Raw genomic sequence first — 18,920 nt, 5'->3', positions numbered from 1 at the left:
GTCCGCCGCGGGTCAGGCGGCGGGCGGCAGCACCTTCGCCACCAGCTTCGCCAGCTCGCGCAGGGCCTTGCCACGGTGGCTGACCGCGTCCTTCTCCTGCGGGGTCAACTCGGCGTTGGTGCGCTCCTGCCCATCGCCCAGGAAGATCGGGTCGTAGCCGAACCCGCCGTCACCGCGCGGCGCCCGCAGGACCCGCCCGGACTGCCGGCCGTCGACCAGGTGCTCCTTGCCACCGGGCAGCACCAGCGCCACCGTGCAGACGAAGGCGGCACCCCGGTGCTCGTCCGGCACGTCGCCGATCTGGTCCAGCACCAACTGAAGGTTGGCCCGGTCGTCGCCGTGCCGGCCCGACCAGCGGGCGCTGAACACGCCAGGCATCCCGTTCAACGCGTCCACGGCGAGCCCCGAGTCGTCGGCGATCGTCGGCAGCCCGGTGCGCCGGCAGCCCTCCCGCGCCTTGATCAGCGCGTTCTCACCGAAGGTCAGGCCGGTCTCCGGCAGCTCCGGAAATTCCGGCACGTCGTCGAGCCCGAGCAGGGCGATCCGGTGCGCGCCCAGCGCGCCGTCCAGGATCCGCTGAAGCTCCACAAGCTTCTTCTGATTACGCGTAGCAAGCAGAACCTTGTTCATGCTGAGTCACCTCTGTTCGCGACTGCGGGGCTCGCAAGCTCACTCCTCGCGCTCACCAAATCACCTCTGTTCGCGACTGCGGGGCTCGCAAGCTCACTCCTCGCGCTCACGCGAGCGCCTTTCGCTGGGCCTCGGCCAACTCCGCGCAACCCGCGACCGCCAGGTCGAGCAGGCTGTCGAGCTGGTCGCGGGCGAACACACCCGCCTCGCCGGTGCCCTGCACCTCGACGAAGTCACCCGCGCCGGTGCAGACCACGTTCATGTCCACCTCGGCGGCGACGTCCTCCTCGTAGCAGAGGTCCAGCCGCGCCTCGCCGGCGATGATCCCCACGCTGACGGCCGCGACCGAGCGGTGCATCACCTTCTCCGGCTTGCCAGCCAGCGCCTTGCGGGCGGCCAACCAGCCCACGGCGTCGTGCAGCGCCACGTACGCGCCGGTGATCGCGGCGGTCCGGGTGCCGCCGTCGGCCTGGAGCACATCGCAGTCGAGGACCACCGAGTTCTCGCCGAGCGCCTTCAGGTCGATGCTTGCCCGCAGGCTCCGGCCGATCAGCCGAGAGATCTCATGCGTACGGCCGCCGACGCGACCCTTGATGCTCTCCCGGTCGGAGCGGGTGTTGGTGGCCCGGGGCAGCATCGCGTACTCGGCGGTCACCCAACCGAGCCCGGAACCCTTGCGCCAGCGGGGCACCCCCTCGGTGACGCTCGCCGTGCAGAGCACCCGGGTGCCGCCGAACTCGACGAGCACCGAACCCTCCGGATGGGTGCTCCAGCCCCGGGTCAGAGTCACCGGTCGAAGTTGATCGGGCCCTCGCCCGTCAGGTCGCGCCATGCCTGCACCCTATGCGGTGCGGCGATCCACCTCCCTCGGGGTGTCCCGAGCGGCCCCGGCGTCGTGCCCCTGAGGGCTCAGACGTCGTAGCTGGCGCCGGCCCGGACCACCTCGAGCGGCCCGGTGTACGCGGCAGCGGCCGATTCGAGCGTGTGCGCCTCGCTGCCCCACGCCGCCACCAGGTGGGTGAGGAGCAGCCGACCCACCACCGCCTTGGTGGCCGTCTCACCCGCCTCCCGGCCGGTCAGGTGCAGATCCGGCGGATTGTCGACGCCGTCGAGGTAGCTCGCCTCGCAGAGGAACACGTCGGCGTTCTGCGCCAGCCGCAGCAGGGCGTCACAGGGCGCGGTGTCCGACGAGTAGCACAGCGACCGGCCACCGTGCTCCAGCCGGACACCGTACGTCTCGACGGGATGGTTGACCCGGTCGACGGTCACAGTGAACGGCCCGATCGGAAAGGTGCCCGGCTCCAGCGCGTAGAACTGGTAGACGTCCTCCACGGTGCCGTCGTCGCCGTACGCCGCGCTGAGCCGGTCCGGTGCGCCGGAGGGCGCGTACACCGGCAGCGCCGGGTAGGGGCCGTCCGGGGCGTAGCGGCGGACGACCACGTACGACGTGGCGTCGAGGATGTGGTCGCAGTGCAGGTGGGTCAGCAGGATCGCGTCGGGGGCGTGCAGCCCCGCGTAGCGCTGGAGGCTGGACAGCGAGCCGGGGCCGAAGTCGACAAGGAGCCGGAAGCCGTCGGCCTCGACGAGATAGGCCGAGCACGGCGACTCGGGGCCGGGGAAGCTGCCGGCGCATCCCAGGACGGTCAGTCGCATCGGGTCTTCTCGCTGTCACTGTCAGTAGCAACCGTGCCAGCGGCGCTCCCGGCCATGATCTTCATCGACGCCTGCGCCACGCTGCGCAGCCTACGCCGGGGTGCCCGACGACCAGAATCATCCACTCGAACTTGTCACGAACGTGACACCTGCTCACAGCAAGGCAGGGCAGCGTGACGGGCCGCCGACCGAGTACGCCGACGGCCCGTACGGGCAGACCAAGCGGTCAGGCCCAGAGCTGACCCTCCAGGGCGTCCTCGGCGTCGGCAAGCGTGCCGCCGTACGCGCCGGTGGACAGGTATTTCCAGCCGCCGTCGCACACCACGAAGGCCACATCGGCACGGCGACCGTCACGGACCGCCTCGTGCGCCACCGCGAGCGCGGCGTGCAGGATGGCGCCCGTGGAGAAGCCGGCGAAGATGCCCTCCACCTCGACGAGCTGACGGGTGCGCAGCACCGCGTCCCGGGTGCCCACCGAGAACCGCCGCGACAACACCGACGCGTCGTAGAGCTCCGGCACGTACCCCTCGTCGATGTTGCGCAGCCCGTAGACCAGCTCGCCGTAACGCGGCTCGGCCGCCACGACCTGGATGCCCTCGACCTTCTCGCGCAGGTAACGCCCGGTGCCCATCAGGGTGCCGGTAGTGCCAAGCCCGGCCACGAAGTGCGTGATGGTGGGCAGGTCGTGCAGCAGCTCCGGCCCTGTCGTCTCGTAGTGCGCCCGCGCGTTCGCCTCGTTGCCGTACTGGTAGAGCATCACCCAGTCGGGATGCTCGGCGGAGATCTGCTTCGCGGTCGCGACAGCCTGGTTGGAACCGCCCGCCGCCGGCGAGAAGATGATCTCAGCCCCGTACATCCGGAGCAGTTGGATCCGCTCGGTGGAGACGTTCTCGGGCATCACACAGACCAGCCGGTATCCCCGCAGCTTGGCCACCATCGCCAGCGAGATGCCTGTGTTGCCGCTTGTCGGCTCCAGGATCGTGTCACCCGCGCGAAGCCGGCCGGCCTCCTCGGCCGCGCGCACCATGAACAGCGCCGCGCGGTCCTTGATGCTGCCCGTCGGGTTGCGGTCCTCCAGCTTGGCCCAGAGCCGCACCTCTGGTGCGCCGTCGGGAACCACCGGGGAGAGCCGGGGCAGGCCGACCAGCGGCGTGCCCCCACAGGCGTCGAGCAGGCTTTCGTACCGCGCCATGGCGGCCGTCCTCAGCGGGCAGCGACGGCGCCGCGGGCCGCTGCCGTGACGCTGTGCGAACTGATCGCCGCGGCGGCGGCGAAGCCGAACGCGCCGCCGGCCACGGCCGGCAGGATCGTGACGCTGTCGCCGTCGGAGAGCTTGGCGTCGAGGGCGCCGAGGAAACGGACGTCCTCGTCGTTGACGTAGACGTTCACGAAGCGGTGCAGTACGCCGGCGTCGGTGATCAGCCGGCCGCGCAGCCCGGCGTGCCGGGAGTCCAGGTCGGTGAGCAGGTCGCCCAGGGTGTCGCCAGCCCCTTCGACGACCTTCGCGCCGCCGGTGTAGCTGCGCAGGATGGTGGGAATGCGAACCTCGATGGCCATGATGTCGTGCTCCTCATTCGGGTGTGCCAACGGTGACGGGACGTGAAACGGGTGCGGATGCTGACGGGTCAGCGGCCGGAACACTCGTAGTCGACCGTCGCCGGGCTCTGCCCGAACATGTAGGACTGCACGGCGTGCGGGTCGACCCCGGCCTCCACGATCCGGACCGGCTCCTCGGTCACCACGCCGTCGACGATCCGGAACGACCGGATCTCCTCCGAGTCGGGCTCACGGGTCGAGACGAGCAGGTAGTGCGCCCCCGGCTCGCCCGCGAAGGAGACGTCCGTGCGGGACGGGTAGGCCTCGGTGGCGGTGTGCGAGTGGTAGATGACAACGGGCTCCTCGTCCCGGTCGTCCATCTCCCGCCACACTCGCAGCTGCTCCATCGAGTCGAACTCGTAGAAGGTCATCGACCGCGCCGCGTTGTCCATCGGGATGTGCCGGGACGGGGTGTCGCTGCCGATGGCGCCGGCGACGACGCCGCACGCCTCGTCGGGGTGGTCCCGGCGCGCGTGGGCGACGATCGCGTCGATGATCGACCGCTCGATGCTCAGCACGTCCACCAGCCTAGCCCGTGCTGGGCGGGGCCTGAAGTGGTGCCTGTCACGCCTAGTCGATCAAGGCGTTGAGCAGCGACTCCTGCAGATATCCGAGGTACGCGTAGACCGACAGTTGGAACACCCGGCTGGACGCCGGGTCCTCGGCTACCGCGTCGTCCAACTCCTCGCCCAGGTCCGTGCCGTCCTTGATCTCCAGCCGGACGCCCATCGCCAGCCGCGCGTCGTTCAACGCCCGCAGCCACGCCTCGGCCGCCTCGGCGTCCAACCGCACCTCGCCGCCCGCCTCGTCGGGCAACGCGGCCAGGATGGCCCCCGCCTGGTCGATCTTGGCGGTCTTGAGGTCACCCTCGGTGTAGCGGCGGAACTCGGCAGTGCCGGGCGCGTCCTTCGGGTAGACCGCCGGAAAGAGCCGGCCCACGACCGGGTCGGTGTGGTCGAAGCCGTCGGTGAGCAGACCGACCACCTCGGAGGCGACCTTGCGCAGCACCCGCACCTCGTCGACCGCGAAGGTGGCGACGTAACGGCCAGCCTGCCGCCGGAACATACTCACGAGCGGTCCACCGTCGCCCACAGCCCGTACGCGTGCAACTGCGACGCGTCGTGCTCCATCCGCTCCCGGGCGCCAGTGGAAACCACGGCACGCCCCTTGTGGTGCACGTCCAGCATGAGCTGCTCCGCCCTCTCCCGGCTGTAGCCGAACAGCTTCTGGAACACCCAGGTCACATACGTCATCAGATTGACCGGGTCGTCCCACACGATCGTCACCCACTGCTGGTCCGCCGCCGGCACCTCGTCGGTGGCCGACGTCTCGACCGGTGCAACCTGCGGAGCCGCCATGCCCCCCATCGTGCCACCGGTTTCCCGGAACCGAGGAACCGGAACGCCGGCTCGTCGCGGATCGCCCGTCCCAGCCGCCCCGGAACCACCCCGACCACCGTCGGAAACGAGGCATGGTAGGCACCCGTGACAGCGGGCAGCCACGCCATCAGGCGAGCAGAAGGCCGTGGTCGACTGCATCGGAGAGCACCACGCCCAGCGAGAGGCGGATCACCTCGAACCGTCGGGAGATCTCCCGGGAAAGTTCCAACTCGACCTCCCGCAACGCCCGCTGGGACCACGCCCGCGCGGCGCTGTGGTCATCGTTGCCAGGTGTACGCCACTGCTGCCAGCAGCCACCGGAGAGCGCCACCGCGATCGGCGGCAGCACCTCGTCGCGGTACGCCGACGGATAGCCGGCCAGCGCGTCGATCGCCTCGGCACCGGTCAGCCCGGCCACACCGGCCGTACTGGTGATCAGCAGGACGCGGTCCAGGTCACGGCCGGGCCGGTGGTCCGCCAGGCCGTACTGCACGGCCTTGGCGATCCTGCGGCGTACGCCCTCGACCGGCGGCGCGCCGAGCACCTGGGCGGCGGCGTCGTCCAGGATGCGCCGTACCGCCTGATCGCACTGCGCGGTGGCCAGCAGCGACAGGGCCGCCATCTCCCGGTCCAGCAGATCCGGCAGGCCTGCGCAGCCGACCCCGAAGACGATCTCCTGGACGGCCCGCAGGTGGATGTTCGCCAACTCCAGGGCGAGGTGCTGACGGATCCGCTGAGAGCAGGAGCGGCTCCTCCGGTCGAGCTGCTCGGACCAGTCCCCCGGGTCGGTGACCACCGCCACCCGGCCGTGCTGGCCCGGCAACACCGGCGGATCGTTGCTGGCCCGCTGCAACCCCTCGCCCGCCGACCAACCCACAAGCGCCCGGCGCAGGTCGGCGGCGTCCACGCCGTCGATCGGGAACCACCGGGCGCCGGCCAGGGCGGGCACGGCGGCCAGCAGGGCCGCTCGGTGCGCCGCGATCGTCACCGCGATCGAGTCCACCTCGCCGGGGCGACCGCCGGCCGGCGAGGATGACGACTCCGCGTCCCGTGTCGTCGCCGCACTGTCGGTCGGCGGGGCCCAACCCGCCGCGCCGGGAGTCACCGCGAAGACGACCTCCACGGGCGCCGCGGCCACCTCGGCGAGCAGGTTCAGCTCCGGAGCGGTGAACGCCTGGTCGGCCGCGATCACGAAGAGCAGCGCGCCGGCCCGGCCGACGGCGTCGAGCAACACCCGAACGCCGGCCACGCCGAGAGTCCCCGTGTCGGGGGTGTCGATAAGGGTGAAGTGCCGCAGCAGCGGCTCGGGCACGCTCAACTCGACCCGTCGCGGCGGGCGGGCCAGGGCCGGGCCGGCGGCGTCGCGGTCCGCGCCGTACGAGTGCGGCTGCCGGTAGCCGGGCACGAACGCCGCCCGGGTCGGCACCTTGGCGTGCCGCACCACGAGCCAACTGCCCGCCGGCACGGTGAGCATCACCGGGTCGAGCCCGACGAGGGTGGCGAGCACCGCGCGCCGGTCGGCGCCGGCCGGACCGACGGCGACAACGCCGAGCGGCTCCTGGGCGCCGGGGCCTGTCACGCCGACCGCGGCGGGCAACGGGCCGCAGGCCGGCACGCCGGTCGGGCTGTCCATGTCGGCCGACGGATCGGCCGAGGGGAGAAAGCCCTGCTGCATCAGGTGCCTCCCGGGGCAGGCGACCGGTCGGGCCGGTCGGGTGGAAACTCCGGTGGCGGTACCCGGATGCCGGAAGACTACGGGCGGCCCGCCGACCAGGCAGAACACTCGGATACTCATGGGTAATTGTGCCACTACTCAACTTCGGTGCGTGACGGTGCGAGCGCAGACGGAGTTCGATGGATATGCTGCGCGGATGAGTCGATGGAAGTTCGTCGGCCGGACCGACGAACTCAACCGCCTGCTGGCGGCGGTGACCGGCGAGGCCGGCCGCGGGCTCCTCTTCAGCGGCAGCGCGGGCATCGGCAAGAGCCGACTGCTACGCGAGGGTGTCAACGCGCTGCCCACCGACAGGTATGCGATCTGGTCGATCGCGGCCAGCGCCACCACTGCCGCGCTGCCCTTCGGTGGTCTGGTGCAGGTCCTCCCCGCGGAGCAGCCCCAGGGCCTCTCCCCCGCCGGCATCCTGCGCTGGGCGCTCGGCGTTCTGCAACAGCAGGCCGCCGGCCGCCGGATCGTGCTCGCGATCGACGACGCGCACCTGCTCGACCCGCCCTCGGCAGCACTTGTGCACCTGGTCGCCCGCGCCGACAACGCGACAGTCGTCGGCACGCTGCGCGACGGCGAACAGATCCCGCTGCCGATCCGCGCACTCTGGACCGACGACCTGGTCGAGCACGTCGAGCTGACCCCGATGCCACCGTCGGAGACCGCCGGCCTGTTGGCGGCGATCCTGGGCGGCCCTGTCGACGCCGGCTCCGCCGACCGGCTCGGCCGACTGTCGGCCGGCAACCCGCTGCTGCTACGCGAGTTGGTGCACGCCGCCAACGGCAGCGAGGAGTTGAAGCGCACCTACGGGATCTGGAAGTGGACCGGCCGGCTGGAGCTGGCACCCAGCCTGACCGACCTGATCGACACCCGCGTCGGGCAACTCACCGACGGCGTCCGCACCGTCGTGGAGCTTGTCGCCTTCGGCGAACCGCTCGGTCTGCACCTGCTCAACCAGGCCGCCAACCCGTCCGATGTGGAGACCGCCGAGGAGCGCGGTCTGATCACCGTCGTGCAGCACGACAGGCGGACGAACGTCCGCCTGGCCCATCCGCTCTACGGCGAGGTGATGCGCCGCCGCTGCCCGGTCAGCCGCACCCGCCGACTACAGGCGCTCCTCGCCGAGCTGCTGGAGCGGGTCGGCAAGCGGCGCCGCGACGACCTGCTGCGGGTGGCGGTGTGGCGACTCGACTCGGGCACCGCACAGGACGCCACCCTGCTGGTGGACGCCGCGGTGCAGGCGTTCACCCGCTACGACGTGCCGTTGGCGACCCGGCTGGCCCGCGCCGCGCTGAACGCCGACGGCGGTTCGGACGCGGCGGAGCTGCTCGCCACCATCCTGATGTTCGCCGACCGGCCGGACGAGGCGATGACCGTCCTCGACGCGGTGACCCTCGAACCCGGCGACGAGCGCCGGCTCTGCCGGTGGCTTACCGTCCGCGGAATGGTCAGCTACTGGGGGCTGAGCCGGGAGTCCACCGTGGAGGAGATCGCGAGCCGGGTCGAGCAGCTCGGCGACTCCGCCGACCGGGCGCGTGTGCACGCCTTCGAGGCGATCATGCGCCTGCACCGGCTCGACACGGCGACCGCCGTACGGCTGAGCCAGCGCGTACTGGACCGGCCGGCGGCCAGTGTCGCCGCCCGCGAGCTGGCCCGCAGCACCATCGCGCACGTCCAGGCCGCGCAGGGCGAGCTGTCCCGCAGCGGCGCGGCGATCGCCCAGGTGCACTCCTCGGCGGCCAGTTGGCGCACCGACATGCCGTACCTGCAACTGGCCCTGGAGCTGGCCCGGGGCACCCGGCTGATGCTCACCGGCGACCTGGTCGGGATCGACGCGATCGTGGCCGACGAGTTCGCCGACCTCGCGGGCGCCGGCGACTTCCGGCTCGGCACCGGCTACCTGGCCATCCTCCAGGCGTACGCGGCGCGGCTGCGCGGGCAGAGCGACGCGGCGATGCGTACCTCGCTGGGCGCCTGCGCGGTGCTGGCGACCAGCCGGGTCTACGCCGGCCTGGCCCAGGCCGAACGGGCCCAGGCGGCGGCGCTGCGCGGAGACGCGGCGCAGGCCGCCGAGGCGATGGCCGAGGCCGACCGCACCCACGCACCGGGCATGGCGGTGCTCTACCCGTGGCTGGAGCAGGCCCGAGGCGCGGCGCTCGCCGCGTCGGGTGACCTACCGGGCGCGATCAAGCAGTTCAGCGACCTGGCCGAGAGGCTGCGGGCGGACGGTTTCGCCGGGCACGAGGTGCACGTCCTGCACGACCTGGTCCGGCTGGACCAGGCCGGCGCGCCGACCGGGCCCACCTGCTCCGACGGCAGCCGGCGCACAGTGGCGCAGCGCCTCGCGGAGCTCTCCGAGCGGGTGGACGGGGTGCTTCCGCCACTGCTGGCCCGGCATGCCCGGGCCGCGGTGACCAACTCCGCCACGGGCCTGCTCGCGGCCGCCGACGACTATGCCGCGCTGGAGCTGACCGTGTACGCCGCCGAGGCCACCGCTCAGGCCCTGCACCTGCTGCGCCAGCAGCATTCGGTGGCGGCCGGCGAGGCCCGGGAGCGGCTGGCCGGGCTGCTCGGCCGCTGTGACCTGGTCCGCACACCGGCGTTGCGCGCCGGGGCGCCGGTGCTCACCGAACGCGAGTGGCAGGTGGCCCGCCTCGCCGCGCACGGCGCGGCCAGCAAGGCCATCGCCGAGCGCCTCTACCTCTCCGCACGCACCGTGGAGAACCACCTTCAGCGGATCTACACCAAGCTCGGCGTGACCGGCCGTGCCGAGTTGTGGGCCGCGCTGCGGTCGATCCCGGGCCACGAGGGCGGCGACGCGGACTGAACCTTAGGCTGGGGCGGTGAGCAACCTCCGCCCCGCGCTGTTGACCGACCACTACGAGCTGACGATGGTCAGTGCCGCGCTGAAGGACGGCACCGCCGACCGCCGATGCGTCTTCGAGGTGTTCAGCCGCCGCCTGCCGGCCGGCCGTCGGTACGGCGTCGTCGCCGGCACCGCCCGGCTGATCGAGCTGATCCGCGACTTCCGATTCGAGCCGGCCGAGGTCGACTTCCTGCGCCGGACCGGCGTGGTCGACGACGCGGCGGCGGCCTGGCTCACCGACTACCGCTTCACCGGCGACATCGACGGGTATGCCGAGGGTGAGTTGTTCTTCCCCGGCTCGCCGATCCTCACCGTCTCCGGCGGCTTCGCCGAGTGTGTGGTGCTGGAGACGGTGGCGCTCTCCGTGCTCAACCACGACTGTGCGGTGGCGGCAGCGGCGGCCCGGATGGTCACCGCGGCCCGGGGCCGGGCACTTATCGAGATGGGGTCGCGTCGGGCACACGAGGAGGCGGCGGTGGCCGCGGCGCGGGCCGCGTACCTGGCCGGGTTCCGGTTCACCTCCAACCTCGCCGCCGGTGCGCGCTACGGCATCCCCACGGCCGGCACGGCGGCGCACGCGTTCACCCTGCTTCACGACGACGAGCGGGCGGCGTTCGCCTCGCAGGTGGCCACGCTGGGCAAGGACACCACGCTGCTCGTCGACACGTACGACATCAGCCAGGGCATCCGCAACGCCATCGCGGTGGCCGGGCCGGACCTGCGGGCGGTACGGATCGACTCGGGTGACCTGGCGGTGATCGCCCAGCAGTCCCGTGAGCTGCTCGACTCGTTGGGCGCCACCGAAACTAAGATCATCGTTTCGGGTGACCTGGACGAGTACGCCATCGCCGCGCTGGCCGCCGAGCCTGTCGACATGTACGGCGCGGGCACCGCGGTGGTCACCGGCTCCGGGGCGCCGACCGCCGGGCTGGTCTACAAGCTCGTCGAGGTCGAGGGCCGGCCCGTGGTCAAGCGCTCCGAGCACAAGGCGACAATCGGCGGCCGGAAGGTCGCGGTCCGCCGGCACAAGCCGACCGGCACCGCCACCGAGGAGGTCATCGTCCCGCAGGGTGTGCCGGATCGGCAGGCCAACGACCGGATGCTCCAGCGGTCGTACGTGGTCGACGGCGAGCCGGTGGCCCTGCCCACCCTCGACGAGTCGCGGGCACACCTGCGGGAATGTCTCATCTCCATCCCGTGGGAGGGGCTGAAGCTGTCGGCCGGCGACCCGGCCGTGCCGGTCACCGTCCTCCCCGCCACCTGAGTTCGTCCAGGACCGCTGCCGCTGACTTGAGCAAGATGAGAGGAAGCCCGATGGCCAACGCGCTGATCATCGTGGACGTGCAGAACGACTTCTGTGAGGGCGGCTCACTTGCCGTCGCCGGGGGCGCCGGGGTGGCCGCCGGCATCTCCCGGCTGCTCGCCAGCGAGCCGGACCGATGGGACCACGTGGTCGCCACGAAGGACTACCACGTCGATCCGGGCGCGCACTTCGGCGATCCGCCGGATTTCGTGGAGTCCTGGCCCCGGCACTGTGTGGTCGGCACCAGCGGGTCGGAGTTCCACCCCGATCTGGCGACCGAGCGGGTCGAGGCGATCTTCCATAAGGGCGAGCACGCGGCCGCGTACTCCGGATTCGAGGGGCACGCCGACGACGGCGAGTGCCTTGCCGACTGGCTGCGGCGGCACGACGTGGACCGGGTCGACGTGGTCGGGATCGCCACCGACCACTGCGTCCGGGCCACCGCGCTGGACGCCGCCCGGGAGGGCTTCGCCACCACAGTGCTGCTGGAGCTGACCGCCGCGGTCGCTCCGGCGACCACCGACGTGGCGCTGCGGGCAATGGATGGCGCCGGAGTGACCCTGCACGGCACGCCTGTGGTCAGGGCCGCATGACGCGGTAATCGGCCCGCCCGCCAAGACGAGCCGAGCACACCCCGAAGTGAGCGCAGCTCGCCCCGCGAAAGCGAAGGCGCAGCCCGCCGGCGCCAGGAGCGACCCGGGGCACCTACTCCGGTGAGCGTGATTCCGCTGTGGCATCAAGATGCCACAGCGGAATCACGCTCACAGGACCATCTCCGACCCTCCGCCGGCCGGCCCCGCCCGCAGACACCGCCCGTGGACACCGCAGCCGGCCAACGACCCGCAGACGCCGGGCCTGATGGTGGCCGGACATGGCGACGGGCGCCGCTCCCGGTGATCCCAGGGGGCGGCGCCCGTCGTACGGCTCGGTCGAAGCTGATGTCGTCAGCTTGGCCCGGTGGTGCTGGACGTCACTTGCGGTCGACGTCGCTGGCGGTGTCCTCGCGGTAGCTGGCACCGCCGTCCGACTCGCTGGTGAGCGGCTTGGAGCCACCCTCCGGCGGGCCGGCCAGGCTCTGGCCGCCGGCGGCCAGCTCCGGGAACTTCGCGTCGAACGCCGGCCGCTCGGAGCGGATCCGAGGCATCCGGTCGAAGTTGCGCAGCGGGGGCGGGCTGCTCGTCGCCCACTCCAGCGAGTTGCCGTGACCCCAGGGGTCGTTCACCTCGACGACCGGACCGGTCTTGTACGACTTCCAGCAGTTGTAGATGAACGGCAGCGTGGAGATACCTGTGATGAACGCGCCGACCGTCGAGATCATGTTCAGCGTGGTGAAGCCGTCGCTGGGCAGGTAGTCGGCGTACCGGCGGGGCATGCCCTCGTTGCCGAGCCAGTGCTGCACCAGGAAGGTGGTGTGGAAGCCGATCATGGTGAGCCAGAAGTGCACCTTGCCCAGGCGCTCGTCGAGCATCCGGCCGAACATCTTCGGGAACCAGAAGTAGATGCCGGCGAAGACCGCGAACACGATGGTGCCGAAGAGCACGTAGTGGAAGTGGGCCACCACGAAGTAGGAGTCCGACACGTGGAAGTCCAGCGGCGGGCTGGCCAGCAGCACACCGGTCAGACCACCGAAGAGGAACGTGACGAGGAAGCCGACCGCCCAGAGCATGGGCGTCTCGAAGCTGATCTGGCCCCGCCACATGGTGCCGATCCAGTTGAAGAACTTCATACCGGTCGGCACGGCGATCAGGTAGCTCAGGAAGCTGAAGAACGGCAGCAGCACCTGACCGGTGGCGAACATGTGGTGCGCCCAGACGCTCATGGAGAGCGCGGCGATCGCGATGGTCGCGGCGACCAGACCCTTGTAGCCGAAGATCGGCTTGCGGGAGAAGACCGGGATGACCTCGCTGATGATGCCGAAGAACGGCAGCGCGACGATGTACACCTCGGGGTGGCCGAAGAACCAGAACAGATGCTGCCAGAGCATCGGCCCACCGGTCGCCGGGTCGTACACGTGGGCGCCGAGGATGCGGTCCGCGGCGAGCGCGAAGAGCGCGGCGGCCAGCAGCGGGAAGACCAGGATCACCAGGAGGCTGGTGACCAGGATGTTCCACGTGAAGATCGGCATCCGGAACATGGTCATGCCGGGCGCACGCAGGGTGAGGATCGTGGTGATCATGTTCACCGCGCCGAGGATGGTGCCCAGGCCGGAGATGGCCAGACCCATGACCCACATGTTGGCACCGACGCCTGGCGAGTGCTCGACGCTGCTCAGCGGCGCGTACGCGAACCAGCCGAAGTCGGCGGCACCACCAGGGGTGATGAAGCCGGCGGTCGCCATCGTGCCGCCGAACAGGTACAGCCAGTAGGCGAAGCTGTTCAGGCGGGGGAAGGAAACGTCGGGCGCGCCGATCTGGATCGGCACGATGTAGTTCGCGAAGGCGAACACGATCGGTGTCGCGAAGAACAGCAGCATGATCGTGCCGTGCATCGTGAAGAGCTGGTTGTACTGCTCGGGCGACAGGAACTGCAGCCCGGGTCGAGCCAGCTCAGCCCGCATGATCAGGGCCATCAGGCCGCCGATCATGAAAAACGCGAACGCGGTGACCATGTACATGATCCCGATTTGCTTCGCGTCCGTGGTCCGCAGCAGCCGGGCGATGGCCGACCCCTTGACCGGCTCTCGGACCGGCCAGGGCCGGGTCACGACCGGCTTGGGTGCGACGGTGGTCACGAGTGGCCTCCGGTTCTCGGTTGTCGCTCGGCACACGCTGGTTATCTGCGGGCCGTCATCCGTAGGGAGGATAGTCCCCGGCAGGTCGCAGCGCCGCGTGGGGTGGCGTGACACGATCTACTACGGGCCTACAGCGGGCCGACCAGTAGCCGGTAGTGCTCCCCGAAGATCCGACCGCCGCGTCCGCGCAGCAGCGGGTCGCGTAGCGCCGGCGGCACGTCCCTGGTGCGGTTGCGGTCCCGGGTCCGGTCGGCCACCCATCGGGTACGCGGGCGACGACGACTCTCGTACGCCACGAGCGCCGCATCGACGCTTGCTGCGGCACCCAGCGACTCGGCCAGCACCACTGCGTCCTCAAGCGCCATGGCGGCACCCTGCGACAGGGTCGGCGCGGTGGCGTGGGCGGCGTCGCCGACGAGCAGCACCCGGCCCCGGTACCAGCGACCCAGCTCCACCTCGTCGGTGAGCCCGACGTGGACCTGGCCCTGCTCCAGCATCTCCAGCACCTCGGGCACGGGGCCGCGATAGTCGCCGAAGAGTTCGCGGAGCCGGGCCAGCGGGTCGGCGGGCGGCTCGGTGCCGGCCTCGTCTGCGTAACAGTGCAGTCGGCCCCCGCCGATCGGCACCAACAGCAGACCGGAGCGCTGCCCGAGCAGTGCGGTCCATTCGGTCACGGGTGGGCCGTCGCGCAACACGGCCCGGTAGACGACCTGCCCGACGGGGCGGGGCGGTCCGCCGAGCGCGGCCAGCGAGCGGACCGAGGAACGTGGCCCGTCGGCGCCGATGACCAGGTCGTACTCGCTGGTGGTGCCGTCGGTGAAGGTGACCCCGACGGCGCGCGGGAGCAGGTCCAGGTTGCGGACCTCGGCGCCGTGGCGGACGGCGCCGCCGGCGCCGCTGAGCAGCACCTGGTGCAGGTCCGCCCGGGGCAGCGCCCGGCATTCGCCGACGCCGGCCCAGAGGGTGTCGAGATCCACCTCACACAGCGGCGCGCCTGTCGCGTCGAAGAAGCGTTGCCGGTGGATGACCTGCCCTAGTGGACGGACCGGGTCGTGCAGGTCGAGTTGGTGCAGCGCTCGGGCGGCGTTGCCGGGCAGGTAGAGCCCGGTCGCGGTGGACTCACCCGGCGGCAGCTTGTCGGTGACGTCGGGCCGGAAGCCCGCCAGGCGTAGCGCCCGGGCTACGGCCAGGCCGGCGATGCCCGCGCCGACGACGAGGATGCGCAGGGGGGAGCCACCCATGGTGGTGTACGCCTCCGGAGGGGTTACGGCACGCGTTGGAGGCAACACGCTACTCGGCGCTATTGGCGCACGCCAGGCCCCAATCGGCCGGCTCGGCGGCGCTCGTCGGCGGCTCGGGTCGCTCAGCTGGCCGTCCGGTGGCAGCCGTCCGGCGGCTGGGTGGCAATCCTCACTATTCACCAGTTTGGTGCATGCGGTTGCGCAGGAATTTCAGGCATGTAAATGTGTCATTGAGCGTGGGAGCGCTCCCGCACCGCCCCACCACATCCGGCGCCCGGCACGCGCCGAGTCAAGGAGCGTCATGAAACGTCAACTTCGAGCCCTGGCAGCCGCTGGGCTGCTACTCACCAGCTCGCTGGTCGCCGTGGCCCTCGGCGGCACCGCCTCGGCCGACACCCAGATCTGCGAGCAGTACGGCTCCACCACCATCCAGGGTCGGTACGTGGTGCAGAACAACCGCTGGGGCACCACTGCCCAGCAGTGCATCAATGTGACAAGCACCGGCTTCGAGATCACCACCCTGAACGGCAGCAGCCCCACCAACGGCGCGCCCACTGCGTACCCCTCGGTGTTCTTCGGTTGTCACTACACCAACTGCTCCCCCGGCACGAACCTGCCGATCCAGGTGAGCCAGATCAGCAGCGCCACCAGCAGCATCTCCTACCGCTACGTCAGCGGCGCCACCTACAACGCGTCGTACGACATCTGGCTGGACCCGTCGCCGAAGCGGGACGGCGTGAACCAGATGGAGATCATGATCTGGCTCAACCGGCAGGGCCCGATCCAACCCATCGGCTCGGTGGTCGGCACCACAAACCTGGCCGGCCGCACCTGGGAGGTCTGGCGGGGCAGCAACGGCTCCAACAACGTCATCTCCTACGTCGCGCAGTCGGCGATCTCCAGCCTGAACTTCAGCGTGCTGGACTTCATCAACGACACCCGCAACCGCGGCGCGATCACCAACTCCTGGTACCTGACGAGCATCCAGGCCGGCTTCGAGCCCTGGCAGGGCGGTGTCGGCCTCGCGGTGAACTCGTTCTCCGCCACCGTCAACGGCGGCGGCAACCCCACCAACCCGCCCCCGTCGACTCCTCCGCCGGGTGGTGGTTCGGGGTGCGCGGTGAAGTACACGCCGAACTCGTGGAACAACGGCTTCACCGCCGACGTGCAGATCACCAACACCGGGTCCAGCGCGATAAACGGCTGGACGCTCAACTACACGCTGCCCAGCGGGCAGACGGTCACCAACGCGTGGAACGCCACTGTCAACCAGAGCGGCTCCGCGGTGACCGCCCGCAACGTCGGCCACAACGGGTCGATCGCCCCCGGTGGCACGGCGAGCTTCGGCTACCAGGGGACCCTGAACGGGTCGTACTCGTCCCCGACCAGCTTCTCGCTCAACGGGGCCACCTGCTCGCGCGCCTGAACACGACCGGGCGTGACCGGTGACGCCCAGAGAGTTGTTCAACTATCGGCCCCGCCAAGCACAGCTTGGCGGGGCCGTCTCGCACCCGCTCACGCCCCCGTAGCCCTCGGCGTGCGCTCTCCGCTGGCGCGGGTGTCGTACGTCTCGCGGTTGGCGAACACGTCGTCCATGTGCGCCTGGGCCCAGATCTTGAGGCCGCGCATCGTCTGGTGCAGTGAGCGGCCCAGCTCGGTCAGCTCGTAGGAGACCGTGACGGGCACGGTCGGCGTCGCGGTGCGGGTGATCAGACCGTCCCGTTCCAGGGCGCGCAGCGTCTGAGTGAGCATCTTTTGACTGACGCCGGCCAGCAGGCGGGACAGTTCCGAGTAGCGCAACGCCCGGGGCTCGCCGGCGCAGTCAGCACCGAACCGGTGCGAGCCGTCGTTGCCCAGCGCGGCCAGGATCAACGCGACCCACTTGTCGGAGAGTCGGTCCAGCAGCTGGCGGCTGGGGCATTCCGCCAGGAATGCGTCATATTCCGCTCTGGCCTGGGCTCTCTTCTGCGCCGCCGTCATCGTTGCCATCGACCGCTCCTGTGACCGTGGGTGCCTTACGCACTTTTAGGTGCCTACTTCCCATCAGGAAGTTACACCCCCATCGTGGAGGAGGAACCGCCAGGCGCGAGCGGCGCCTGGACCACGACGAAACCTGAGGTACGCAATGCTTCCCACCTCCCTTCCCGGCGGCACCTGGACGCTGGGCGACCTGACCGTCACCCGGTTCGGCTACGGCGCCATGCAGCTCGCCGGCCCCGGAGTCATGGGGCCGCCCGCCGACCACGACGGCGCACTCGCCGTGCTCAAGGAGGTCGTCGATCTCGGCATCACCCACATCGACACCAGCGACGCCTACGGCCCACACATCACCAACCACCTGATCCGCGAGGCGCTGCACCCCTACCCCGACTCGCTGCACATCGTGACCAAGGTCGGCGCGACCCGCGACGCGCAGGGCGGCTGGCCGCCGGCCCGGAAGCCCGACGACCTACGCCGGGCCGTGCACGAAAACCTGGAACACCTCGGAGTCGAGGTGCTCGACCTGGTCAACCTCCGGCTCGGCAACGCTGCGGGACCCCAGCCCGGCTCGCTCGCCGAGCCGTACGAGACGCTCGTCGAACTCCAACAGCAGGGCCTGATCCGGCACCTCGGTGTGAGCACAGCGACCGCGGAGCAGGTCGCCGAGGCACAGGCCATCGCGCCGATCGTCTGCGTGCAGAACATGTACAACCTCGCGCACCGCAACGACGACAAGCTGATCGACGTACTCGCCGAGCAGGGCATCGCCTACGTGCCCTACTTCCCTCTCGGCGGCTTCAGCCCACTGCAGTCCTCCGCGCTGGAGTCCGTGGCCACCCGGTTGGCCGCGACGCCGATGTCCGTCGCCCTGGCCTGGCTGCTGCAACGCTCGCCGAACATCCTGCTCATCCCGGGTACGTCGTCGACCGCGCACCTGCGTGAGAACGTCGCGGGCGCGGCGCTCACGCTCTCCGAGGAGGATCTTGCCGAACTGGACAAGATCGGCAGCTGACGAGGGTCGGCGGGTCGATCGCACCCGGCGGCACGGCCGGCTTCGGATATCAGGGGGCCCTGAACGGGTCGTGCTCGTCCCCGACCAGCTTCTGCTCGCGCTCCTGAGCGGTATCACCAAGGCTGGGGGGCGTGACCGTCAGGTCACGCCCCCCCAGTTCGAGGCTCGCTCAGGCGGCTGGCGGAATGGACCGCGTCCGGGACAGCTGGCCGAAGCTGCTCGCCGGATCGTCGTACGTGCTGCCGAAGCCGCTGCCCGAGACGGTTGTCCACGCCGACGTGGTGATGTGGACCGTGCCGTCCTCGCTCTTCCACCGCTCGCGCCGGAGCGGCTCGTCGAGTGCCACCCAGGTGACCTTGAGGGTGGTCGTGCCCGCGCTCTCCTGCCAGGCGCCGCAGATCTCGTCCCCGTCGATCATCTCGCAGCGCCGCTGAAGCTCCTGGTACGGCACCGTCGCGGTGAGCTTGGCGCCGGTCAACGAGAACGAGAAGCGGGTGACCGGCACGTCCTGCGCCCGACGGGAGACGGTGTCACAGGCGTACACGCCGTCGGTGGTGCCACAGACACTCTTCTGCCATTCGACGTCCACCACTGTGGCACCGACCGCTGGCCGCGTCACGTCGACGAACATGCTGCCGTCGCCGTCGAAGTGGGCATGGGCGGACCGGCTGACGCTGTCGGCCTGCGCCGGACTGGCGGCCAGCGCGACCGTGGCGGCGGTGACGACGCCGACGGCCAGGATGTCGCGGAAGCGGATCACAATGCTCCTTCGTTCACAGGGAACAGTGATCTTAAATGTATGCGTC

18 protein-coding genes are annotated in these 18,920 nt (G+C 70.7%); 5 read left to right on the top strand and 13 right to left on the bottom strand.

Annotated features, from left to right (window positions below):
• Positions 1–12: 12 nt before the first annotated feature.
• The 9 genes from rdgB to ACFY2Q_RS06775 form a co-directional block, all read right to left on the bottom strand.
• Complete coding sequence (rdgB, locus tag ACFY2Q_RS06815; RefSeq protein WP_387128203.1) at positions 13–630, bottom strand: RdgB/HAM1 family non-canonical purine NTP pyrophosphatase; 618 nt, start codon at positions 628–630, stop codon at positions 13–15.
• Between the two features lie 106 nt (positions 631–736).
• Positions 737–1,462: a ribonuclease PH gene (gene rph / locus ACFY2Q_RS06810; RefSeq protein WP_387128202.1), complete on the bottom strand. Its 726-nt coding sequence runs from the start codon at positions 1,460–1,462 to the stop codon at positions 737–739.
• Positions 1,463–1,539: 77 nt separating this feature from the next.
• Positions 1,540–2,283: an MBL fold metallo-hydrolase gene (locus tag ACFY2Q_RS06805; RefSeq protein WP_387128201.1), complete on the bottom strand. Its 744-nt coding sequence runs from the start codon at positions 2,281–2,283 to the stop codon at positions 1,540–1,542.
• 226 nt (positions 2,284–2,509) lie between these two features.
• Positions 2,510–3,475: a PLP-dependent cysteine synthase family protein gene (locus tag ACFY2Q_RS06800; protein WP_387128200.1), complete on the bottom strand. Its 966-nt coding sequence runs from the start codon at positions 3,473–3,475 to the stop codon at positions 2,510–2,512.
• An 11-nt stretch (positions 3,476–3,486) separates the two neighbouring features.
• The gene (locus ACFY2Q_RS06795; RefSeq protein WP_387128199.1) at positions 3,487–3,840 is read right to left on the bottom strand and encodes a MoaD/ThiS family protein; all 354 of its coding nucleotides are present in this window, start codon (positions 3,838–3,840) and stop codon (positions 3,487–3,489) included.
• Between the two features lie 68 nt (positions 3,841–3,908).
• Positions 3,909–4,397, bottom strand: a complete 489-nt coding sequence (locus tag ACFY2Q_RS06790; RefSeq protein WP_387128198.1) for a Mov34/MPN/PAD-1 family protein — start codon at positions 4,395–4,397, stop codon at positions 3,909–3,911.
• Between the two features lie 52 nt (positions 4,398–4,449).
• Positions 4,450–4,944 carry a DUF2017 domain-containing protein gene (locus tag ACFY2Q_RS06785; RefSeq protein ID WP_355592229.1) on the bottom strand — a complete coding sequence of 165 codons (495 nt, stop codon included), beginning with the start codon at positions 4,942–4,944 and terminating at the stop codon, positions 4,450–4,452.
• A 2-nt stretch (positions 4,945–4,946) separates the two neighbouring features.
• Positions 4,947–5,237 carry an ATP-dependent Clp protease adapter ClpS gene (clpS, locus tag ACFY2Q_RS06780; RefSeq protein WP_387128197.1) on the bottom strand — a complete coding sequence of 97 codons (291 nt, stop codon included), beginning with the start codon at positions 5,235–5,237 and terminating at the stop codon, positions 4,947–4,949.
• Positions 5,238–5,385: 148 nt separating this feature from the next.
• Positions 5,386–6,933, bottom strand: coding sequence for a hypothetical protein (locus ACFY2Q_RS06775; protein WP_387128196.1), 1,548 nt, complete (start codon positions 6,931–6,933; stop codon positions 5,386–5,388).
• Positions 6,934–7,129: 196 nt separating this feature from the next.
• On the opposite strand from ACFY2Q_RS06775, the gene ACFY2Q_RS06770 reads away from it, so the two are divergent.
• The 3 genes from ACFY2Q_RS06770 to ACFY2Q_RS06760 are packed head-to-tail and all read left to right on the top strand — an operon-like array spanning position 7,130 to position 11,743.
• Positions 7,130–9,808: a LuxR C-terminal-related transcriptional regulator gene (locus tag ACFY2Q_RS06770; RefSeq protein WP_387128195.1), complete on the top strand. Its 2,679-nt coding sequence runs from the start codon at positions 7,130–7,132 to the stop codon at positions 9,806–9,808.
• A gap of 16 nt (positions 9,809–9,824) precedes the next feature.
• A complete protein-coding gene (locus ACFY2Q_RS06765; RefSeq protein WP_387128194.1) occupies positions 9,825–11,111 on the top strand; it encodes a nicotinate phosphoribosyltransferase in 1,287 nt (428 codons plus the stop codon).
• Between the two features lie 50 nt (positions 11,112–11,161).
• Entirely contained in the window at positions 11,162–11,743 is a 582-nt protein-coding gene (locus tag ACFY2Q_RS06760) for an isochorismatase family protein (RefSeq protein WP_387128193.1), read from the top strand.
• Between the two features lie 377 nt (positions 11,744–12,120).
• On the opposite strand, the gene ctaD is transcribed toward ACFY2Q_RS06760, so the two are convergent.
• Together ctaD and ACFY2Q_RS06750 are read right to left on the bottom strand one after the other, a co-directional pair.
• A complete protein-coding gene (ctaD, locus tag ACFY2Q_RS06755) occupies positions 12,121–13,881 on the bottom strand; it encodes a cytochrome c oxidase subunit I (RefSeq protein ID WP_387128192.1) in 1,761 nt (586 codons plus the stop codon).
• A gap of 128 nt (positions 13,882–14,009) precedes the next feature.
• Entirely contained in the window at positions 14,010–15,122 is a 1,113-nt protein-coding gene (locus ACFY2Q_RS06750; RefSeq protein WP_387128191.1) for an FAD-dependent monooxygenase, read from the bottom strand.
• Positions 15,123–15,423: 301 nt separating this feature from the next.
• Here ACFY2Q_RS06750 and ACFY2Q_RS06745 point away from each other — a divergent pair, with 301 nt between their 5' ends.
• The gene (locus ACFY2Q_RS06745) at positions 15,424–16,548 is read left to right on the top strand and encodes a cellulose binding domain-containing protein (RefSeq protein ID WP_387128190.1); all 1,125 of its coding nucleotides are present in this window, start codon (positions 15,424–15,426) and stop codon (positions 16,546–16,548) included.
• Positions 16,549–16,637: 89 nt separating this feature from the next.
• Here the strand turns inward: ACFY2Q_RS06745 and ACFY2Q_RS06740 are convergent, their stop codons facing one another.
• Positions 16,638–17,111 carry a winged helix-turn-helix transcriptional regulator gene (locus tag ACFY2Q_RS06740; RefSeq protein ID WP_387128189.1) on the bottom strand — a complete coding sequence of 158 codons (474 nt, stop codon included), beginning with the start codon at positions 17,109–17,111 and terminating at the stop codon, positions 16,638–16,640.
• A gap of 136 nt (positions 17,112–17,247) precedes the next feature.
• Here ACFY2Q_RS06740 and ACFY2Q_RS06735 point away from each other — a divergent pair, with 136 nt between their 5' ends.
• Positions 17,248–18,114, top strand: a complete 867-nt coding sequence (locus ACFY2Q_RS06735) for an aldo/keto reductase family oxidoreductase (protein WP_387128188.1) — start codon at positions 17,248–17,250, stop codon at positions 18,112–18,114.
• A gap of 169 nt (positions 18,115–18,283) precedes the next feature.
• Here ACFY2Q_RS06735 and ACFY2Q_RS06730 read toward each other — a convergent pair whose 3' ends face one another.
• Positions 18,284–18,874 carry a hypothetical protein gene (locus ACFY2Q_RS06730; protein ID WP_387128187.1) on the bottom strand — a complete coding sequence of 197 codons (591 nt, stop codon included), beginning with the start codon at positions 18,872–18,874 and terminating at the stop codon, positions 18,284–18,286.
• Positions 18,875–18,920 lie beyond the last annotated feature (46 nt).

This window comes from Micromonospora sp. NPDC000316 (assembly GCF_042898885.1).
Lineage (GTDB): Bacteria > Actinomycetota > Actinomycetes > Mycobacteriales > Micromonosporaceae > Micromonospora.
This window is presented reverse-complemented; position numbering and strand designations above follow the sequence as displayed.